Consider the following 18,475-nt stretch of genomic DNA (forward strand, 5'->3'; position numbering starts at 1 on the left):
GACCCTATCCCGATGAGCGACCTCCAGCCTATTCGCCGCGCCCTGATTTCCGTGTCTGACAAGACCGGTCTGATCGATCTCGCCAAAGCCCTTTCAGACCGCGGCGTGGAGCTGCTCTCCACCGGCGGGTCCGCCAAAGCGATGCGCGATGCGGGGCTTGCGGTGAAAGACGTGTCCGAGGTTACTGGCTTTCCGGAAATGATGGATGGCCGCGTGAAGACGCTGCACCCGAAGGTGCATGGCGGTCTGCTGGCGCTGCGTGACAATGAGGATCACGTTGCGGCAATGGACAAGCACGGCATTGGTGGCATCGACCTTTTGGTGGTGAACCTCTATCCGTTTGAAGCAACCGTTGCGGCGGGTGCGGATTATGACACCTGCATCGAGAACATCGACATTGGTGGCCCGGCGATGATCCGCGCGGCTGCCAAAAACGCGGCCTTTGTGAACGTGATTGTCGACGTTGAGGATTACGACAAGCTGCTGGGCGACATGGATCAGCACGACGGGGCAACCTGTCCGAAGTTCCGCCGCAAGCTGTCTCAGAAAGCCTATGCCCGCACTGCCGCTTATGATGCGGCTGTGTCCACATGGATGGCAGAGCAGCTGGAGCTGGAAGCCCCCAAGCGCCGCGCCTTTGCGGGTGAGCTGAAGCAGACCCTGCGTTATGGCGAGAACAGCCATCAGAAAGCGGCGTTTTATACCGATGGCTCGGGCCGTCCCGGTGTGGCGACTGCGACCCAATTGCAGGGCAAAGAGCTCAGCTACAACAACATCAACGACACCGATGCGGCGTTTGAGTTGGTAGCGGAGTTCGATCCGGCGGTGAGCCCTGCCGTGGCAATCATCAAACACGCCAACCCTTGTGGTGTTGCTGTGGGCGCCACCTTGGTGGACGCGTATCAGAAAGCGTTTGATTGTGACCGCACCTCTGCGTTTGGCGGCATTGTGGCGCTGAACCAGCCGCTGGATGCGGAGACCGCCAGCAAGATCGTAGAGATTTTCACCGAGGTGGTGATTGCGCCGGGCGCTTCTGAAGAAGCGAAAGAAATCTTCGCGGCGAAGAAAAACCTGCGTCTTCTTCTGACCGATGGTCTGCCAGATCCACGCGCGCCGATCACAGCCTATAAGCAGGTTGCCGGTGGTGTGCTGGTGCAGGACAAAGACGTTGGCACCGTGGCAGCGGATGAGCTGAAGGTAGTGACCAAGGTTGCACCAACAGACGCACAGATGGCCGATTTGCAGTTTGCCTGGAAAGTGGCCAAGCACGTGAAATCCAACGCGATTGTCTACGTCAAAGGTGGCGCGACTGTGGGTGTTGGCGCGGGTCAGATGAGCCGTCTGGACAGTGCCAATGTGGCCGCCTCCAAGGCACAGCGCATGGCCGATGCCTTGGGGCTGGACGAAAGCCCTGCCAAAGGCTCTGCGGTAGCCTCTGACGCGTTTTTCCCTTTTGCGGACGGTCTGTTGGAAGCGGCTGCGGCGGGCGGCACTTGTGTGATCCAGCCGGGTGGCTCCATGCGGGATGAGGAAGTGATCAAGGCGGCGGATGACGCTGGTCTGGCGATGGTCTTCACCGGCATGCGTCACTTCCGTCACTAAAAGTGACCAAAAAAGCTATTGGCCTGCGGTTGGAATTGCTCTGATCGCGGGTCACACCCTTGTTGCGCCGCCCTAAAGTGGCGTAGCATGGGCGCTAACAATCAAGGCGCAAGATTCTGGGGATAACACGGAACGGCGCACCGAGGCAGACAGGCAGAGAAGGAGACGCGCCGTGATGCGTCTTGTGTTTTGGGCAGGCTTTTGGGCCTTCATCACCGATCAGGCGAGCAAATTTCTTGTGCTCAACGCGCTGAACCTACGCGAGGTGATGCATATTGAGATTCTGCCGCCGTTTTTACAGTTTCACATGGCGTGGAACCGCGGCATCAACTTTGGTCTGTTTTCAGACAGTCCAGCGGCGGCCAAATGGGTGCTGATTGCGCTGGCCTTTGTGATTTGCGGATTTGTGTTGCATTGGGTGCGCAAAGATCCGCCGGGCAAATGGGGCATGATCAGTGCCGGTTTCCTGATTGGCGGTGCGCTCGGAAATGTGATCGACCGGCTGTTATTTGGCGCTGTGGTCGATTTTCTCAACATGTCCTGCTGTGGGATCAACAATCCTTACGCGTTTAACCTTGCGGACGTGTGGATATTTGCCGGTGCCATCGGGTTAGTGGTGTTTGGTGGGGGCAAGAAAACTGAGGCGTGACCTTCCTGTCAGGATGCGCTAAAGCTGTGCCCAAGTTTCGTGGAGTGGGGCATATGGGGCTTTTGCGTCTTTTGATTTTGGGAATGGTTGCCGTTGGTTTGGCGGCCTGTTCGGGCAGTAAAACGCTGCATTCCAACGCGCCAACCGGTGACGGGCCGGATGAGTTTTCCATCATGCCCGCCAAGGAGCTGACCCAGCCGAAGGATTACGCAGCGCTGCCGCCGCCAACACCGGGTGGTGTAAACCGCACCGATCAGGATCCGCTGGGCGACGCGGTTGCGGCACTGGGTGGCAAAGCTTCCGCGCGCAGCCCTTATAACACCGCCATTCCCGCCAGCGACGGCAACCTTGTGAACTACTCATCGCGTTTGGGACGTGAGGCGAACATTCGCGCCACGGTGTTGGCCGAAGACGAAGAGTTCCGGCGCAAGCGTGGTCGCGGTACGTGGCTGCGGATCAGCAAAAAAGGACTCTATGAAGACGTCTACAAACGTCAGGCTCTGGATTATCGCGATGAGTGGTGGCGGTGGAAACGTGCCGGTGCCCGTACACCGGCGGCCCCGGTTGAATAAGGTTTTGGGCATGAATGTGCCCATTCTTGCTCACAAATCCGTTTGATGCCTTGCAGCGCCCCTTCGGGGGCGTAACTATTTGTACAAGCCTGTTTTAAGGAGATTGTTTTATGTTGCGACGCTTAGTCTGTGCGCTGGCGCTTGGGGCGGTCAGTGCGCTGCCCGCGCAAGCGGAGGATCAGGTCACCGATTTTATGCTGGAGAACGGTATGCAGGTGGTGGTCGTTGAAGATCACCGCGCGCCGGTGGTGATGCATATGGTGTGGTACAAGGCCGGCTCTGCTGATGAGAAGCCCGGCGTGTCCGGCGTGGCGCATTTTCTGGAGCATCTGTTGTTCAAGGCCACGGACAAGCTCGAGTCCGGCGAGTTCTCTGCAACCGTGGCGGCCAATGGCGGGCGGGACAATGCGTTTACCAGCTATGACGTGACTGCCTATCACCAGCGTGTAGCCGCAGATCGGCTGGAGCTAATGATGTCGATGGAGAGCGACCGGATGGTCAATATCCGGCTTGGGGAGGAGGAGATCCTGACCGAGCGCGATGTCATCATTGAGGAGCGCAACCAGCGGGTCGAGAATAACCCGGGTGCGCTGTTCCGCGAGCAGTTAAATGCGGCGCAGTATCTCAACCACCGCTATGGCATTCCGATCATTGGTTGGCGGCATGAGATGGAGGCGCTTGGGCTTGAGGACGCGCTGGACTATTACGGCACCTATTACGCGCCCAACAACGCCATCCTGATTGTGGCGGGCGATGTGGAGCCTGAAGAGGTCAAGGCGCTGGCAGAGCAGTACTATGGCGTGATCCCGGCCAATCCGGACCTGCCTGAGCGGGCGCGGCCCAGCGAGCCACCCCAGACCAGCGCACGGCGGATGGAGTTCTATGATGCCCGTGTGGCGCAGCCCTATGTGACGCGCTCTTACCTTGCGCCAGAGCGCAACCCCGGTGATCAGCGGGGCGCAGCGGCACTGACCTTGTTGGCGGAGCTTTTGGGCGGCGGGCAGACCTCTGTGTTGAGCCAGAAGTTGCAGTTTGAGGACAAGAACTCGATCTACGCCACCGCTTGGTATCGCGGCACGTCGCTGGATGCGACGACGTTTAACCTGCTGACCGTGCCCGCGCCGGGGATTGAGATGCAGGAGGCCGAAGACGCCATGGATGCGGTTGTGGCCGAATTCATGCAGACCGGTGTGGATGAGGCGCATCTGGAACGCATCAAGATGCAACTGCGTGCCAGCCAGATTTATGAGCGTGACAATGTGGACAGCGTGGCGAACCGCTATGGTCGGGGGCTGACCTCGGGGCTGACCATTGGTGACATTCAGGAATGGCCGGAGATTTTGCAGTCGATCACACCAGAAGAAATCATGGCGGCGGCAGAGACGATCTTTGACCGGAAAAAGTCGGTGACCGGCTGGCTGTTGACAGAAGAGGAGGCGGCGCAATGATCCGTGCTTTCATCACATGCGTGACGCTGTTTGTGGCTGTGCCTGCCTGGGCGGAGATCAACATCAAGGAAGTCACCTCGCCCGGTGGCATCAATGCCTGGCTGGTCGAAGAGCCGTCGATTCCCTTTGTGGCGTTGGAAATCCGTTTCAAGGGCGGCACCTCGCTGGACGCAGACGGTGCGCGCGGCGCAACCAACCTGATGGTGGGGCTGCTCGAAGAGGGCACCGGCGACATGGACGCGCAGGGGTTTGCCAAGGCAAGCGAAGAGCTGGCGGCGCAGTTTGGTTATGACAGCCATGCGGATGCGGTGTCGATTTCTGCGCGGGTGCTGACCGAGAACCGCGATGAGGCGCTGGCTTTGCTGCGCAAATCCTTGGTGGCGCCGAGCTTCCCGCAGGATGCGCTGGACCGTGTGCGTGAGCAGGTGCTCTCTGGCCTGCGTTCCGATCTGAAGGACCCGGACAAGATTGCCGGGGCGCGTATGGCGGAGATCATCTATGGCGATCACCCTTATGGCAGCGCAGGGGAGGGCACAATTGAGAGCGTGACCGCCCTAACCCGTGAAGACATGATTGCTGCGCATCAGGGCGCGATGGCCAAAGACCGGCTGTTTGTTGGCGTGGTGGGCGACATCACCGCCGAAGAGCTCGGGCCGGTGCTGGATCGCCTGCTGGGCGATCTGCCAGAAACCGGCGCAGCGATGCCAGTTGATGCGGTGGTGGACATCACCGGTGGCATTGATGTGGTGGATTTTGACACGCCACAATCCGTGGCAGCCTTTGCGCAAAACGGCATTGACCGCGACGACGAAGATTTCTTTGCCGCCTATGTGCTCAACACCATCTTGGGCGGCGGCGGGTTTGAAAGCCGTCTGATGGAGGAAGTCCGGGTTAAGCGCGGACTGTCCTATGGGGTCTACAGCTACATCGTGCTGCGCGATCTGGCGAACGTCTACATGGGCAGCGTGTCCTCCGCCAATGACCGCGTGGCGCAGGCGATTGAGGTCATTCAGGATGAATGGGCGCTCATGGCCGCCGAAGGTCCAACTGAAGACGAGGTTGCGAAAGCCAAGGCGCTTCTGACCGGGGCGTATCCGCTGCGATTTGATGGCAATGGGTCGATTGCGACCATCATGGTCTCCATGCAGATGGACAACATGCCGATCGACTACATCGCCACCCGCAACGACAAAGTGGATGCGGTCACGGTGGAAGATGTGAAACGCGTGGCAGGAGAGCTTTTGAGGCCCGAGAAGCTGCAATTTGTGGTGGTGGGCAAGCCTGAAGGGCTTTGAAGGCTGTCATCCATTAGGATGTAAAGCGCGGGAGGTGAGAGCCTTCCGCGTTTTTTTGATTCTTTTGGTTGATTTGGATTGCGATCGATTCCCCAAAGGGGAGAATGTCGGTCGAGCGGAACAGGCTTGAGAGCGAAAACACAATGACACAATCAAACATTGTCGCGGCGACAGAGATTCCTCGTGAACACCTGCGGGAGGCCATGAACGTGGCCTTTTCGGATTACGCTGTGCCCATGCAATTGACGCAAGACGCTTTCGATAGGCTGTTGGCGCAGCGGGGGTTTGTTCCGGAGGTTTCGCGGGTTGCGATAGTCAATGGTGAGGTCGCCGCCTTTTGGCTGGTTGGGAGACGCGGTGACGCAGGCTACCTGATCTCCAGTGGTACATGCCCTGCGCACCGCGGCAAGGGTCTCTCCACGGAGATTGGGCTGGCGGTTTTGGCGTGTTTGCGTGGCGATGGGGCGACGTCGCTTCAGATGGAAGTGCTTGAAAACAACGTTGTTGCCCAAAGCCTGTACAAACGGTTGGGCCTGACACAGCACCGCCAATTGGGGTGTTGCCACATCATGCCGCCAAAGGATGTCCCGCCAAGCGTCTACAGCATTGTCACGCGTCCGTGGTCGGAAACAGCGGCCTTTGCGGAAAGCGCGCAGGATTGGGCACCATCCTGGCAGCACAGTTCGGAGTCGCTTGCGGCTTTAGGGGAGGACGTGATGTGCCTGTGTGCCGAGAAGGGTCAGCAGGTTATTGGCTGTGTGGCAGTGATCACGTCCACGCTCACAGTGGCGCAAATTGCGGTGGACCCGCGCTTTCGCAGGCAGGGCGTCGCCCGTGCCTTGCTGGCGGCGTGTGGTGAAGCGTTGGAGGCGGAGGAGCTGCGGCTGATCAATTTTGATGCGGGTGACGCAGGTTTTTCCAGCTTTGTGAGCACGTTGGACACGCGGCCAAGGGTTGGCCAGTATGAGTTACACATGCTGCTTTGAGACAACGGTTTGTTGTCAGCCTTCCCCCAACAATCGCCTGATCCGGCCTTCCCAGTCGTCCTGTGCGCGGCCGGATTTTCCCATGGCCTGAAAGCCAAAATAGAGGTGCAGGATCATCTCGGCCAGATCGGTGCGGTGGGCGGGGGATAGCCCGACATCGCGCACTTCCAGCACGCCGAGAATCCCCTGTTTCAGGCGGTCGGCCATCTCTTGCGTCTTTTGCGCAACCTTGGGGTTGTCCGGTGCCACCTCGACCATGGCGTTGCAGATAAAACAGCCGTGATCGGCGGCGTCTGAAAGTGTGAACATCGGCATCAGGCAGGTGGTGGCGTCAGGCGCGTCACAGGCTTTGAGCGCGGCCAGATTGGCGCTCACCACTTCTTCGTCATAGCGTTCCAGCGCGTGGTAGTAGACTGCGCCTTTGTCGCCAAACGCCTTATAAAAGCTGCCTCGGGTGAGTTTCATTGCGCACAAAAGATCCGGCAGGTTGGTGGCTTTGTAGCCCTGACGCCAGAACACACGCATCGCGCCGTCCAGCGCCTTGGCAATGTCAAATTCTCGGGGTCTGGCCAAGGGTTTCCAACCTCACGCTCGTGTCACGCTCAGTTGATTTGTACCATTTGGTTCCGAATTGTAAATAGAGGGTAGTTAGGAACTGATTGGTTTCTAATTTATCGAGTTAACAAAGGAACCTCCCCTATGACCCATTTTAAATCCCTGATCACCGGTGCCGCGCTGTCCGTGGCTGTTGCAACTTCGGCAATTGCGGCCGGCGTTGAATTGAACGCATCCTCCACCGGCCTGGCGCTGCAAGGCTATGACCCGGTGGCCTATTTCACAGAAGGTGCCCCAACAAAGGGCAGTTGGAAAATCACCTCTTCTTACAATGACGCGACCTATCGTTTTGCCACTGAAGAGCACAAAGCCGCGTTTGAAGCGGACCCGGAAGCCTACCTGCCTGAGTATGGCGGATACTGTGCCTTTGGCGCGGCGATGGGCTTCAAATTTGACGGTGATCCAAACCACTGGAAAATCGTCGACGGCGAGCTGTTCCTGAACATTTCCCAGGACGTGCAAGAGCGTTGGGTTGCGGACATTCCGGGCTTCATTGAGAAGGCCGATGCCAACTGGACTAACATCGCAGACAAAGACCCGGCCAGCCTGCAATAAGGCACCCTGCCACCACTCCGATGGCCGTTGGCCCTCACCGAGCGATCGGTGGGGGCTTTTTGCGTCTGGCGGGTGGTGATTGACGTGGCGGATGGCTTTGTCTAAGAGGCAATTAACCGTTGGGGTGTTCTGCATTGCAGGGCTGAGAATCGCTTAGGCGTAAACCCATCGAACCTGATCCGGGCAATACCGGCGGAGGGAACGGTGTCAAAGTAGATGACGTTTTTGCCGCGCGGAATCCCGTTTTGAAACTGGGAGACGTCATTTATGGCCGATATCGCTTTGACAATTGCAGGCTCCGACAGCGGCGGCGGTGCGGGTATTCAGGCAGATTTGAAGGCGTTTAGTGCTCTGGGCACCTTTGGCACCAGTGTGATCACGGCGGTGACGGCGCAGAACACACAGGCGGTGACAGCGGTGCATCCGATCCCGTTGGACGTGGTGCGCGCACAGATTGATGCGGTGCTGTCTGACATGGACGTGGGCGCGATTAAGATCGGCATGTTGGCGACACCGGAGATCATTCACACGGTCGCGGAAGCGATTAAAGACTTCACCGGTCCGGTGGTGCTCGACACGGTGATGGTGGCGAAATCCGGCGACAGCCTGTTGGCGGAAGAGGCTGTGATGACGTTGCGCGATGTGCTGGTGCCACGGGCCACGGTGATCACGCCAAACCTGCCGGAGGCGGCGGCGCTTTTGAAGGAAGAGTTCGCTTGCTGTGAAGAGCAGGTTGTGGCGCAGGGGCAGGCGTTGTGTGCGGTGGGCGCGCAAGCGGTGCTGATGAAGGGTGGTCACGCGGATGGCGACATCTGCCACGACTACCTGATGACCTATGAGGGCACGCAGCTGGAGCTGACCGCGCTGCGCAAGCAGACCAAGAACACCCATGGCACCGGTTGTACGTTGTCGTCCTCGATTGCTGCTGGTTTGGCAAAAGGTCTGGTGCTGCCAATCGCCGTCAAGGAGGCGCATGAGTACCTGCAAGGCGCGATTGCCGCCGCGGATGATTTGAACGTGGGGCATGGGCATGGTCCATTGCACCACTTCCACCGGGTTTGGAAAGCGTGACGCTCTATTCCGTCATAGGCGCTGGCGTGGCTGGTTTGGCCGTGGCCACGGAGCTTGCGGAGCGTGGGGCCGAGGTGCAGGTGTTTGATCCTGCCGGCCCACCCGGCCCACACGGCTGTAGCTGGTGGGCGGGCGGCATGTTGGCCCCGTGGTGTGAGTATGAGAACGCCGAGGAACCTGTGCTGCGCTTTGGGCAGGAGGCGATTGGCTGGTGGTCCAAACGGACCCGCGTGACCAAGGCGGGCACATTGGTTGTCGCCAACAAACGTGACCTGCCAGACATGCGCCGGTTTGCACGGCGCACCGAAGGCTTTGCCGAGGTTGGGCGCGAGAAAGTGGCCGCGTTAGAGCCTGATTTGCATGGCTTTGGGCAGGGGCTGTTCTTTGAAGACGAAGCCCATCTTGATCCGCGCAAAGCCTTGCAGGATTTGTATCGCGGGTTGGTCGACAAGGGCGTGACATTTCATAAGAAGATCGCGCCGAGCGGCTTGGAGAATGCAATTGATTGTCGGGGCCTGTCGGCGCGGGAATATCTGTATGATCTGCGCGGCGTGAAAGGCGAGATGCTGATCATTCGCGCGCCGGATGTCGAGATCACCCGCCCTGTGCGCCTGCTACATCCACGCATTCCGCTGTACATCGTGCCGCGCGGCGACGGGGTTTACATGCTGGGCGCGACCTCGATTGAGAGCGAAGACAGCAGCCGGATTACCGCGCGCTCGATGCTGGAGCTCTTGAGCGCGGCCTATGCGCTCAATCCGGCCTTTGGCGAGGCGGAAGTGCTGGAAATCGGCGTCGATCTGCGCCCCGCGTTTCCCGACAACCTGCCGCGCATTCGCCGGTTAGGACGTACGATCTACGCCAATGGTTTGTACCGCCATGGCTATTTGCTGGCCCCTGCGCTGGCCAAAGGCGTCGCGGATTTGGCGCTTCACAACATTCATTCGGAGATGGTCGATGAAGATCGTGCTTAACGGAGAGGCCCGCGACGTGGCGGCCACGGACTTGGCTGGGCTATTGACTGAGTGTGGGTTTTCGGGGCGGGTGGCGACCTCGCTCAACGAAGAGTTTGTGCCCGCCGGATTGCGCGCCGCGCAGACATTAACGGATGGCGACCGCGTTGAAGTGGTTGCGCCGATGCAGGGGGGCTGAGCGATGGGCAAGTCGTTTTATGGTGTCGAGCTGCCAAACCCGCTGATGCTCGGCACGGCGCAATATCCCAGCCCGGCGATTTTGGAAGAGGCGTTTCGGGCGTCCGGCGCAGGCGTGGCGACTGTGTCACTGCGCCGCGAGGGCGCTGGCGGCGCGGGGCAGACCTTCTGGCAGATGATCGCTGACCTTGATGTGCTGGTGCTGCCCAACACGGCGGGCTGTCACACGGTGAAAGAGGCGGTGACCACGGCGCATATGGCCCGCGAAGTGTTTGACACCAAGTGGATCAAGCTGGAGCTGATCGGCCACACCGACAGCTTGCAGCCGGATGTGTTTCAACTGGTTGAGGCCGCGCGCATCCTGTCTGAGGACGGTTTTGAGGTGTTTCCCTACACCACCGAAGACTTGATCGTGGGCGAGCGACTACTGGAAGCGGGTTGTGAGGTGTTGATGCCTTGGGGCGCGCCAATTGGCTCTGGTCGTGGGTTGAACAACACCTATGCGTTGCGGGCGATGCGCGCCGAATTCCCCGATGTGCCTTTGGTGGTGGACGCGGGCATTGGCCTGCCAAGCCATGCGGCGGCGGCGATGGAATTGGGTTTTGATGCGGTTTTGCTGAACACAGCGGTGGCGAAAGCCGGTGATCCGGTGGCCATGGCCAAGGGGATGATGGCCGCCGTGGAAGCAGGTCAGATGGGTTTTGAGGCCGATCCAATTGAGGCGCGCGACATGGCGGAAGCCTCCACCCCTGTCATTGGAAAGGCGTTCCTGTCATGAGCCTGCACAAGTTCTACCCGATCTTTGATGATGTGAGTTGGCTCAAGCACTTGTTGCCGCTTGGCATAAAGCTGGTGCAGTTGCGCATCAAAGACGCCTCTGAAGATCACGTCCGCGCACAGATTGCGGAAGGTCAGGCCTTGTGTCGCGAACACGGCTGTACGCTGGTCATCAATGATTATTGGCAGGCGGCGATTGATCTGGGCTGCGACTGGATTCACCTCGGTCAGGAAGATTTGGACGACGCCGATCTTAAAGCGATCCGCGCTGCGGGGCTGAAACTGGGCGTGTCGACCCATGATGACGACGAGCTGGAGCGCGTGCTGGCGATACAGCCGGACTATGTCGCGCTGGGGCCGGTCTATCCGACCATTCTGAAAAAGATGAAATGGCACCAACAGGGCCTGCCTCGTGTGACCGAGTGGAAAGCGCGTGTGGGTGAGGTGCCTTTGGTGGGCATCGGCGGCATGTCGGTGGAGCGCGCGCCGGGCGTGTTTGAGGCCGGGGCAGATATTGTCTCTGCGGTCACTGACATCACCCTGAACGACGATCCGGAAGATCGCGTGCGCCAGTGGTTGGAGGTCTGCAAGTGAGCCGCTACGCGCGCCAGATGATCCTGCCGGAAGTGGGTGCGCAGGGCCAAGCGGCCCTGACAGCTGCCCATGTGCTGGTCATTGGCGCGGGTGGGCTGGCGGCAAGTGCGCTGCCTTTACTGGCGGGCGCGGGTGTTGGACGCATCACGATTGTTGATGGGGACACTGTGGAGCTGTCCAACTTGCATCGTCAGACGATGTTTACGGAAGATGACCAAGGCAAGCCGAAGGCCGAGGTGGCGGCAGCACGATGCAGGGCGATCAACGGCGAGATTGGTGTCAAAGCCGTGGTTGCAAGGCTGACTCCCGCCAATGCGCCTGCGCTGCTGGAGGGTGTCACATTGGTGATGGACTGCGCCGACAGCTACGCGGTGAGCTACACGCTGAGCGATTTGTGTCTCGCGCAAAACATCCCGCTTATCACCGGCTCTGCCTTGGCATTGTCGGGCTATGCAGCCGGTGTTTGCGGCGGTGCGCCTTCTTTGAGAGCGTTGTTCCCGGAGGCCCCCGAAAGCGGCGCAAGCTGTGCAACTGCTGGCGTGATGGGGCCAGTGGTGGCCTTGATCGGCGCGATGCAGGCGCAGATGGCGCTGGCGACCTTGATGGGGCACCAACCCAGCCCATTGGGACAGATGGTGCAGTTTGATGCCAAAACCATGCGCAGTGCGCCGTTTCGTTTTGATGCTGCGCCGGAGCCGGAGACGGCCTTTGGATTTGTGTCGTCGGAGATGCTCAGCGAGGCCGACACGATTGTCGAGCTGCGCGGCCAAGAGGAAGCGCCAGAGCCCGCCCATCGAGACGCGCTCCGCATCCTGCCGGATCAGTTGAAAGATCATTTGCCAATCGCCGAGGGGCGGCTGGCCTTGTGCTGTGCCACGGGACTGCGGTCCTGGCGTGCGGCGGAAACCACCCAAGAGATTTGGCCCGGCGAGATTGTTCTTGTCGCGGCCTCCGCTTCTTAGAACGAGAGGAAACGTGATGAAGCACCTACTCGCAGCTGTGGCCCTGATGGCCGCAACCCCAGCCATGGCGGCTGATAAGATGACCCTTCTGCTGGATTGGTTCATCAACCCCGACCACGGGCCGATCATCGTGGCCGCGGAAAACGGCTATTTTGAAGAAGTTGGCCTGGACGTGGAAATTGTGGCTCCGGCTGACCCCTCCATGCCGCCGCGCCTTGTGGCCGCTGGTCAGGCTGATCTGGCGGTCTCTTACCAGCCGCAGCTGCACCTGCAAATCCACGAAGGTCTACCGCTGAAGCGTGTTGGCACGCTGGTCGCGACCCCGCTGAACTGCCTGCTGGTGCTGGAAGATGGCCCCATCAAATCTCCGGCGGACCTGAAAGGCAAGAAGGTTGGCTTCTCCGTGGCTGGCGTGGAAGAGGCTGTGCTGGGCGCGGTTCTGGGCAAATATGGTGTGACCACCGATGACATTGAGCTGGTCAATGTGAACTTCTCCCTGTCGCCATCTCTGATGTCCGGTCAAGTGGACGCGGTGATCGGGGCCTACCGGAACTTTGAGCTGAACCAGATGGACATCGAAGGTCACCCAGGCACGTGCTTCTACATCGAGGAAGAAGGCGTGCCGTCTTATGACGAGTTGATCTATGTGGCCAATCCAGAGACCATGGATGCCGACAAAATTGCGCGTTTCATGGCGGCGACTGAGAAAGCCACCCAGTACATTGTGAACAACCCGGTCAAAAGCTGGGAAATCTTCTCCGGCACCTCCGTGGAGCTGCAGGACGAATTGAACAAACGGGCATGGGTTGACACGCTGCCACGCTTTGCGCTGCGCCCAGCGGGCTATGATGCCGGTCGTTATGTGCGCTTTGAGCAGTTCCTGAAGGACAGCGGCATGATCCCGTCGATCAACCCGGTTGAGGCGATCACCATTGACGTCACCGCCCCGGCGATGAGCCAATAATGAGCGCGCAAAACTACGGTCGTGCCTTTGCGCTGATGCGTGAGGCGGCAGGCGAGGCATGGGGGGAGTATACCCGCCATGCCTTCGTCGAAGGGCTGCGCGATGGTTCGCTGTCACGGGAGGCGTTTCTGCACTACCTGCGGCAGGATTATGTGTTCCTGATCCACTTCTCCCGCGCCTGGGCGCTGGCGGTGGTGAAATCGGAAACTCACGCCGAAATGCTGGGAGCGGTTGCGACTGTGAACGCGCTGGTGGCTGAGGAAATGCAGCTGCATGTGGGCATCTGTGAGGCGGCAGGTATTCCGCAGGAGGAGCTGTTTGCGACGCCTGAGCGCGCGGAAAACTTGGCCTATACGCGCTATGTGCTGGAGGCGGGCTATTCTGGTGATCTGCTTGATTTGCTCGCCGCCTTGGCGCCTTGCGTGATGGGGTATGGCGAGATTGGCGCACGGTTGGGGGGTGAGAAAACCTCCGACACCTATGCTGATTGGATCAACACCTATGCCGGCGAAGGCTATCAAGACGACTGTGCCGCTGTGGGACAATTGCTCGACAGCGCGTTGGAGCGGCGTTTGGGCAAGGACTTTGAAAACAGCCCGCGCTTTGCGGCGCTGTGTGACAAGTTCCGTACAGCGACCGAGCTGGAAGTGAACTTCTGGCAGATGGGTCTGACCCCATGACACAAGCGCCCGGCATCACGTTAAAGGGACAGGCCTCGATTGAGGGGCGGCAGCTGTTTGCGCCGCTCACACTGTCCTTGGATGCCGGGCGCTGGACCTGCCTGCTAGGGGGCTCCGGCGTCGGCAAAACCACGGTTCTGCGGTTGATGGCGGATTTGCCAACGGGTGCGGATTTTGACGGAGAGATCCTGGCCACCGACAAGACGCCAGTGGCAGAGCGCATTGCCTATATGGCGCAGGATGACCTGTTGTTGCCTTGGGCGACGGTGGAGAAAAACATTGCGCTGGGCGCGCGTCTTCGCGGGCAAAAAATGGATGCGGTGCGCGTGGAGCGCTTGTTGGACCGTTGCGGCCTGCACGCCCATCGCGGCAAGAAGCCCAGTGAGCTGTCCGGCGGGCAACGTCAGCGGGTGGCGCTGGCGCGCACGCTGATGGAAGACAAGCCTATCATTTTGCTGGATGAGCCGTTTTCGGCTCTGGACGAGAAAACCCGGGCCGCGATGCAGGATCTGGCTGCGGACCTGCTCACCAACCGCACGGTTTTGGTGGTGACCCACGATCCGGGAGAGGCGGCACGGCTGGGCCATGCGATCTATGTGATGACAGCCGCTGGGCTCACCTCGGTTGCGCCGCCTGCGTCATCTGTGCCTCGGCCGGTTGATGCACCGGACACCATAACATGCCGCTCCGATCTATTGCGCTTGCTGATGGAGACGACGACATGAAGCTGTGGCCTCCGATTGCTGCGACCGTGTTTGCGCTGTGCGTATGGCAAGCCGTTGTCACCTTGACCGGGGTGCAGAAGTTCATCCTGCCCAGCCCGACGCTGGTGGCGGAGACGTGGTGGCTCAATCGCTGGCTTATTGCCGAGCACACCCTAATTACATTGAATGAAATTCTGATCGGGCTGGTCATTGGAATTTCGCTGGGTGTTGTCACCGCGTTGACGCTGGCCTCGTCCAAAACGGCACGCACGTTGCTGGCACCGATGTTGGTGTTCACGCAGGCCCTGCCGGTGTTTGCCTTGGCGCCTATTTTGACGCTGTGGCTGGGCTATGGGATTTGGTCCAAAGCGGCCATGGCGGTTCTCATCACCTATTTCCCGGTCACGTCAGCTTTCTTTGACGGGTTGATGCGCACACCATCGGGCTATCTTGATCTTGCCAAAACCATGCAGGCCAGCCCGCGGCGTGTTTTGTGGTATATTCGTGTGCCGGCGGCCTTGCCCAATCTGGGGGCGGGCGTGCGCTTGGCCGCGGTCTATGCCCCAATCGGCGCGGTGATTGGGGAGTGGGTCGGCTCCTCCAAAGGTCTTGGATATTTGATGCTTCTGGCCAATGGTCGGGCCAAGACCGACTTGATGTTTGCGGCCATGCTGACGTTGGGGGTGCTGTCGGTGCTGCTCTACGTTTTGATGGCCAAACTCACCCGACGATTGGGTGATCGGGAGACCTGAACGGGTCTAAGGTTTGCGTCACGCCCAAAGCGATTTGGCGCTATTTTGCAATAATGCCTATCAAATTTGGTCAATCTCGACAGAAATGCTCCGGAACCTGCGGTTCTTAAGACTACTTTAACCACCAGATGGCACAGATTTCAGGTGGATTTTTTTGAGTTTGTAGACTGACCGCTGAATGTCGAAATTACGTATTACACGACAATATCTCCGGTGGCGGAGCGGCATCGCGCTAAGCATTGTGCTTGCGGCAGCGATTACGGCGATGTGGGTGGCTTTTATTGGCCGCGACACGGTGGCAACGCGCAATCAGAATACCGCCTCTATGGACACGCTGCTGTTGTCGCTGTCGGAAATGTCGATGGCGTTTCAGGAATTGCGCATGTCGCCGGCGTCCCAACGCGGCAAAAATTCCAAAGCGCATGTGCGCCGCGCGTCGCACGCGGCGGTGGAAGCCGCGCAGCGCATCTCTTTGGAACGTACGTTGAAAACTTTCTCACCGGAGGGGCAGAGCATTCTGCGGCGGGATGCAATGAACCCGCTTCTGGAGCTGGAAGATGTTCTGTTTTTGGCAGAAGTGGCGGTGGACCCGCGCCAAAACATGACGGATGTGGCCCGTGCTGCCGGAATGGCAGGCGATTTGGCCATGCGGCTGTTGCCGATCTTTAACCGCATCAAACAGGCCGAGCTGGCCGCCGCACAAGAGGCGGCGGACACGCAGGTGACCTACGGGATTTTTGCTCTGGTGATCACCTTGCTGGGCGTTGGGCTTGCAGCGCGGTTTGTGCATCTGCCAATGGAACGCTACGTGATCCGGGCGCAGAATGAGATTGAGCGCAATCAGCGTAAGGCTGAGGCGGCGTCGGAAGCCAAATCCATGTTCCTGGCCACCATGAGCCACGAAATTCGCACGCCGCTGAATGGCGTTCTAGGGCTAGCAGATGTGTTGAAAGAAACACAACTGGGCACAGACCAGAAACGCATGGTCACAATGATCCAAAGCAGCGGTCAGGCGTTGTTGCAATTGATCAATGATGTGTTGGATCTTGCCAAGATTGAAGCCGGTAAAATCGACCTCAAGTATGAAGGCTTTGATGTTCAGGCGCTGTGTCAGGAAACCGCAGAGCTGTTTTCCGGTCAGGCGGCGCAAAAGGGTGTGACGCTTACCGTGCACACCGCGCCCTCGGAAGCCGGGTGGTTTGTGCACAGCGCGCCACAGGCGCTGCGGCAGGTGTTGGCCAATCTTGTTGGCAATGCGGTGAAGTTTACGGAGCAAGGGGCGATTGAGCTGCATCTGGAAGATGTTGCGCCATCGCACGGTGAAGAGCGGCGTTTGCGGATTGCCGTGACCGATGATGGCATTGGCATTGAGCCTGGTGCCCTGGAACGCATTTTTGGGCAATTCGAACAGGCGGATTCCAGCAACACCACCCAATTTGGTGGCACGGGTTTGGGGCTGTCGATTGTGCGGCGCATGAGCGAGGCGCTTGGCGGGCACGTGCGCGTGGAGAGTAGCTTGGGCGAAGGCTCGGAGTTTATTCTGGAACTGCCGGTGGGCATCGCCCAGCGGGACGTGGTTGCAACACCCCAGCGGGAGGTCGTGCATTTTGGCAAGCGCGTGTTGGTGGCGGATGACAATCGGGTCAACCAGGTAGTGGCGCGCAAGATTCTCGAAAATCTCGGCTGTGAGGTCAGCTTTGCTGGCAACGGCCTTGAAGCGGTGGATCGGGCGGCCAATTGGAATCCGGACCTGATTTTGATGGATGTGCGCATGCCAATGATGGACGGCTTACAAGCCACCCGCGCCATCCGGGCGGACACGCGCCACGCGGCAGCATCGGTGCCTATTGTGGGGTTGTCTGCCAACGCGCTCGCGGAACATCGTGAAGAGGCGGCGGAGGCCGGCATGTCGGGCTATGTGGAAAAGCCGGTGACACGGCTTGCCCTCAAGACAGAGCTTTTGCGGCACTGGCCTGCGACGGCACAGCAACAGGAGAATGGCACATGGGCTTAACGCGGATTGCACGTGTGGCTGCGGCGGTTTTGGGGCTGGCGGCATCGCCGCTGAAAGCCGGTGAGGACGCCGTTTGGTTTTATGCGTGGAACAACACCATTCCGCAGGCCGTGGTGCAGAGTTTTGGCGAGCGTCACGGCATCAATGTTGTGGTCGATACGTTTATGGTGGCTGACGAAGTGGAAGCCCGATTGGCTGCGGGCGGGACTGGGTATGACTTGGCCGTCGTGCCGGTTGAGATCATGCCGCGATTGGTGAGCATCGATGCGCTGCAGCCTTTTGATGTTCAGGAGCGCGCAAAGCTGAACGGCGGCCATCCACAGTTGATGGAGAAACTGTCCGAGGCGGTGCCGATGGCAGAGCAATATGCGGTGCCGTTTCTATGGGGCACCACTGGCTTGATGGTGGACATCGATGATGTGTTGGAGCGGGTACCAGAGAGCGCGTTACACACATGGGATCTGGTGTTCGATCCCAAATATGCGTCACAGCTTGCGGACTGCGGCATCACCATTGCCGACGCCGTGCAGGAAGTGGTTGCGATTGCCTTGAACTATTTGGGGCGCAATCCAAACTCGATGGCGGAGGAGGATCTGGACGCGGCGTTTGCGTTGTTGTCGGGGATCATGCCGTATGTGAATACGGTTGATGGCAGTCAGCAGGAACAGATTTTACAGAATGAAGCCTGTGTGGCGCTGACCTGGAGCAGCGATGCATTGGCGCCGCAGTCGCAACTGGGGCGGAATGAAGTGCGCTATTTTGTGCCCGAGGAAGGCACCGTTTTGTGGGCGGATGTGATGGTGTTTCCTAGCGACACCGGCCATCCGGAGCACAGCTACAAGCTGCTTCATTACATGAACGAACCGGAGGTGCTGGCCAAGGTTTCACAATTTTCGCTGGCTTTGACCGATATCCCGGTGTCACACGCCGCGTTGCAAGACATTGATCGTGAAATTTTGGAGCAGGTGGCGCCCAAAGACCGGCGCGACAAATTGTTTATGCTCACACCGCGCACCGGATCAGAGAAACGCCTTCTGGACCGGCGCTGGCGCCGGATGCAGTTGGGATTGTGAACTGAGAAATT

Annotated in this window: 20 protein-coding genes and 1 riboswitch; of the genes, 19 read left to right on the forward strand and 1 reads right to left on the reverse strand. The window is 59.3% G+C overall.

Translation table 11 applies throughout. From position 1 onward, the window contains the following. The first annotated feature begins 12 nt into the window (after nt 1–12). The 6 genes from purH to Q0955_RS09145 all read left to right on the forward strand — a co-directional run bounded on the left by purH (nt 13) and on the right by Q0955_RS09145 (nt 6,552). Nucleotides 13–1,602, forward strand: a complete 1,590-nt coding sequence (gene purH, locus Q0955_RS09120; RefSeq protein WP_299423387.1) for a bifunctional phosphoribosylaminoimidazolecarboxamide formyltransferase/IMP cyclohydrolase — start codon at nt 13–15, stop codon at nt 1,600–1,602. Nucleotides 1,603–1,777: 175 nt separating this feature from the next. Beyond that, on the forward strand, nt 1,778–2,251 hold the full coding sequence (gene lspA, locus Q0955_RS09125) for a signal peptidase II (protein WP_299423389.1): 474 nt from the start codon (nt 1,778–1,780) through the stop codon (nt 2,249–2,251). 26 nt (nt 2,252–2,277) lie between these two features. Further along, nucleotides 2,278–2,823, forward strand: coding sequence for a DUF3035 domain-containing protein (locus Q0955_RS09130; RefSeq protein ID WP_299423391.1), 546 nt, complete (start codon nt 2,278–2,280; stop codon nt 2,821–2,823). Between the two features lie 110 nt (nt 2,824–2,933). Then, nucleotides 2,934–4,271 carry a pitrilysin family protein gene (locus Q0955_RS09135; RefSeq protein WP_299423394.1) on the forward strand — a complete coding sequence of 446 codons (1,338 nt, stop codon included), beginning with the start codon at nt 2,934–2,936 and terminating at the stop codon, nt 4,269–4,271. Next, nucleotides 4,268–5,566: a pitrilysin family protein gene (locus tag Q0955_RS09140; protein WP_299423396.1), complete on the forward strand. Its 1,299-nt coding sequence runs from the start codon at nt 4,268–4,270 to the stop codon at nt 5,564–5,566. The genes Q0955_RS09135 and Q0955_RS09140 overlap by 4 nt, the downstream gene beginning before the upstream one ends. A gap of 143 nt (nt 5,567–5,709) precedes the next feature. Beyond that, complete coding sequence (locus Q0955_RS09145) at nt 5,710–6,552, forward strand: GNAT family N-acetyltransferase (protein ID WP_299423399.1); 843 nt, start codon at nt 5,710–5,712, stop codon at nt 6,550–6,552. Between the two features lie 15 nt (nt 6,553–6,567). On the opposite strand, the gene Q0955_RS09150 is transcribed toward Q0955_RS09145, so the two are convergent. Further along, entirely contained in the window at nt 6,568–7,125 is a 558-nt protein-coding gene (locus Q0955_RS09150; RefSeq protein ID WP_299423401.1) for a TetR/AcrR family transcriptional regulator, read from the reverse strand. 126 nt (nt 7,126–7,251) lie between these two features. On the opposite strand from Q0955_RS09150, the gene Q0955_RS09155 reads away from it, so the two are divergent. The 13 genes from Q0955_RS09155 (at nt 7,252) to Q0955_RS09215 (ending at nt 18,464) form a co-directional block, all read left to right on the forward strand. Further along, a complete protein-coding gene (locus tag Q0955_RS09155; protein WP_299423404.1) occupies nt 7,252–7,722 on the forward strand; it encodes a YHS domain-containing (seleno)protein in 471 nt (156 codons plus the stop codon). A gap of 110 nt (nt 7,723–7,832) precedes the next feature. After that, nucleotides 7,833–7,940, forward strand: a riboswitch (TPP riboswitch). A 49-nt stretch (nt 7,941–7,989) separates the two neighbouring features. Next, on the forward strand, nt 7,990–8,793 hold the full coding sequence (gene thiD, locus Q0955_RS09160; protein WP_299423406.1) for a bifunctional hydroxymethylpyrimidine kinase/phosphomethylpyrimidine kinase: 804 nt from the start codon (nt 7,990–7,992) through the stop codon (nt 8,791–8,793). After that, nucleotides 8,790–9,767, forward strand: coding sequence for an FAD-dependent oxidoreductase (locus Q0955_RS09165; protein WP_299423409.1), 978 nt, complete (start codon nt 8,790–8,792; stop codon nt 9,765–9,767). The genes thiD and Q0955_RS09165 overlap by 4 nt, the downstream gene beginning before the upstream one ends. Continuing rightward, nucleotides 9,751–9,945, forward strand: a complete 195-nt coding sequence (gene thiS, locus Q0955_RS09170; protein ID WP_299423412.1) for a sulfur carrier protein ThiS — start codon at nt 9,751–9,753, stop codon at nt 9,943–9,945. The genes Q0955_RS09165 and thiS overlap by 17 nt, the downstream gene beginning before the upstream one ends. 3 nt (nt 9,946–9,948) lie before the next feature. Next, complete coding sequence (locus tag Q0955_RS09175; protein WP_299423414.1) at nt 9,949–10,722, forward strand: thiazole synthase; 774 nt, start codon at nt 9,949–9,951, stop codon at nt 10,720–10,722. Next, complete coding sequence (locus Q0955_RS09180) at nt 10,719–11,315, forward strand: thiamine phosphate synthase (protein WP_299423417.1); 597 nt, start codon at nt 10,719–10,721, stop codon at nt 11,313–11,315. The genes Q0955_RS09175 and Q0955_RS09180 overlap by 4 nt, the downstream gene beginning before the upstream one ends. Beyond that, nucleotides 11,312–12,277 carry a HesA/MoeB/ThiF family protein gene (locus tag Q0955_RS09185; RefSeq protein WP_299423419.1) on the forward strand — a complete coding sequence of 322 codons (966 nt, stop codon included), beginning with the start codon at nt 11,312–11,314 and terminating at the stop codon, nt 12,275–12,277. Before Q0955_RS09180 ends, Q0955_RS09185 begins: the two co-directional genes overlap by 4 nt. 16 nt (nt 12,278–12,293) lie before the next feature. Beyond that, nucleotides 12,294–13,241 carry an ABC transporter substrate-binding protein gene (locus Q0955_RS09190; protein ID WP_299423422.1) on the forward strand — a complete coding sequence of 316 codons (948 nt, stop codon included), beginning with the start codon at nt 12,294–12,296 and terminating at the stop codon, nt 13,239–13,241. A gap of 35 nt (nt 13,242–13,276) precedes the next feature. Then, a complete protein-coding gene (gene tenA / locus Q0955_RS09195; protein ID WP_299424353.1) occupies nt 13,277–13,921 on the forward strand; it encodes a thiaminase II in 645 nt (214 codons plus the stop codon). Next, a complete protein-coding gene (locus Q0955_RS09200; RefSeq protein ID WP_299423425.1) occupies nt 13,918–14,646 on the forward strand; it encodes an ABC transporter ATP-binding protein in 729 nt (242 codons plus the stop codon). Before tenA ends, Q0955_RS09200 begins: the two co-directional genes overlap by 4 nt. Then, complete coding sequence (locus Q0955_RS09205; RefSeq protein ID WP_299423427.1) at nt 14,643–15,377, forward strand: ABC transporter permease; 735 nt, start codon at nt 14,643–14,645, stop codon at nt 15,375–15,377. The genes Q0955_RS09200 and Q0955_RS09205 overlap by 4 nt, the downstream gene beginning before the upstream one ends. Nucleotides 15,378–15,555: 178 nt before the next feature. Further along, nucleotides 15,556–17,391: an ATP-binding protein gene (locus Q0955_RS09210; protein WP_299423430.1), complete on the forward strand. Its 1,836-nt coding sequence runs from the start codon at nt 15,556–15,558 to the stop codon at nt 17,389–17,391. Further along, the gene (locus Q0955_RS09215) at nt 17,382–18,464 is read left to right on the forward strand and encodes an extracellular solute-binding protein (RefSeq protein ID WP_299423432.1); all 1,083 of its coding nucleotides are present in this window, start codon (nt 17,382–17,384) and stop codon (nt 18,462–18,464) included. The genes Q0955_RS09210 and Q0955_RS09215 overlap by 10 nt, the downstream gene beginning before the upstream one ends. The last annotated feature ends 11 nt before the right edge of the window (nt 18,465–18,475 follow it).

This window comes from uncultured Shimia sp. (assembly GCF_947493595.1).
Taxonomy (GTDB): domain Bacteria; phylum Pseudomonadota; class Alphaproteobacteria; order Rhodobacterales; family Rhodobacteraceae; genus Shimia.

Excerpts from the sequence above, each read along its gene's own strand:
- purH (WP_299423387.1), top strand. The coding sequence starts at position 13 with ATGAGCGACCTCCAGCCTATTCGCCGCGCCCTGATTTCCGTGTCTGAC.
- lspA (WP_299423389.1), top strand. The coding sequence starts at position 1,778 with ATGCGTCTTGTGTTTTGGGCAGGCTTTTGGGCCTTCATCACCGATCAG.
- Q0955_RS09135 (WP_299423394.1), top strand. The coding sequence starts at position 2,934 with ATGTTGCGACGCTTAGTCTGTGCGCTGGCGCTTGGGGCGGTCAGTGCG.
- Q0955_RS09140 (WP_299423396.1), top strand. The coding sequence starts at position 4,268 with ATGATCCGTGCTTTCATCACATGCGTGACGCTGTTTGTGGCTGTGCCT.
- Q0955_RS09145 (WP_299423399.1), top strand. The coding sequence starts at position 5,710 with ATGACACAATCAAACATTGTCGCGGCGACAGAGATTCCTCGTGAACAC.
- Q0955_RS09155 (WP_299423404.1), top strand. The coding sequence starts at position 7,252 with ATGACCCATTTTAAATCCCTGATCACCGGTGCCGCGCTGTCCGTGGCT.
- thiD (WP_299423406.1), top strand. The coding sequence starts at position 7,990 with ATGGCCGATATCGCTTTGACAATTGCAGGCTCCGACAGCGGCGGCGGT.
- thiS (WP_299423412.1), top strand. The coding sequence starts at position 9,751 with ATGAAGATCGTGCTTAACGGAGAGGCCCGCGACGTGGCGGCCACGGAC.
- Q0955_RS09175 (WP_299423414.1), top strand. The coding sequence starts at position 9,949 with ATGGGCAAGTCGTTTTATGGTGTCGAGCTGCCAAACCCGCTGATGCTC.
- Q0955_RS09180 (WP_299423417.1), top strand. The coding sequence starts at position 10,719 with ATGAGCCTGCACAAGTTCTACCCGATCTTTGATGATGTGAGTTGGCTC.
- Q0955_RS09190 (WP_299423422.1), top strand. The coding sequence starts at position 12,294 with ATGAAGCACCTACTCGCAGCTGTGGCCCTGATGGCCGCAACCCCAGCC.
- tenA (WP_299424353.1), top strand. The coding sequence starts at position 13,277 with ATGCGTGAGGCGGCAGGCGAGGCATGGGGGGAGTATACCCGCCATGCC.
- Q0955_RS09200 (WP_299423425.1), top strand. The coding sequence starts at position 13,918 with ATGACACAAGCGCCCGGCATCACGTTAAAGGGACAGGCCTCGATTGAG.
- Q0955_RS09205 (WP_299423427.1), top strand. The coding sequence starts at position 14,643 with ATGAAGCTGTGGCCTCCGATTGCTGCGACCGTGTTTGCGCTGTGCGTA.
- Q0955_RS09210 (WP_299423430.1), top strand. The coding sequence starts at position 15,556 with ATGTCGAAATTACGTATTACACGACAATATCTCCGGTGGCGGAGCGGC.
- Q0955_RS09215 (WP_299423432.1), top strand. The coding sequence starts at position 17,382 with ATGGGCTTAACGCGGATTGCACGTGTGGCTGCGGCGGTTTTGGGGCTG.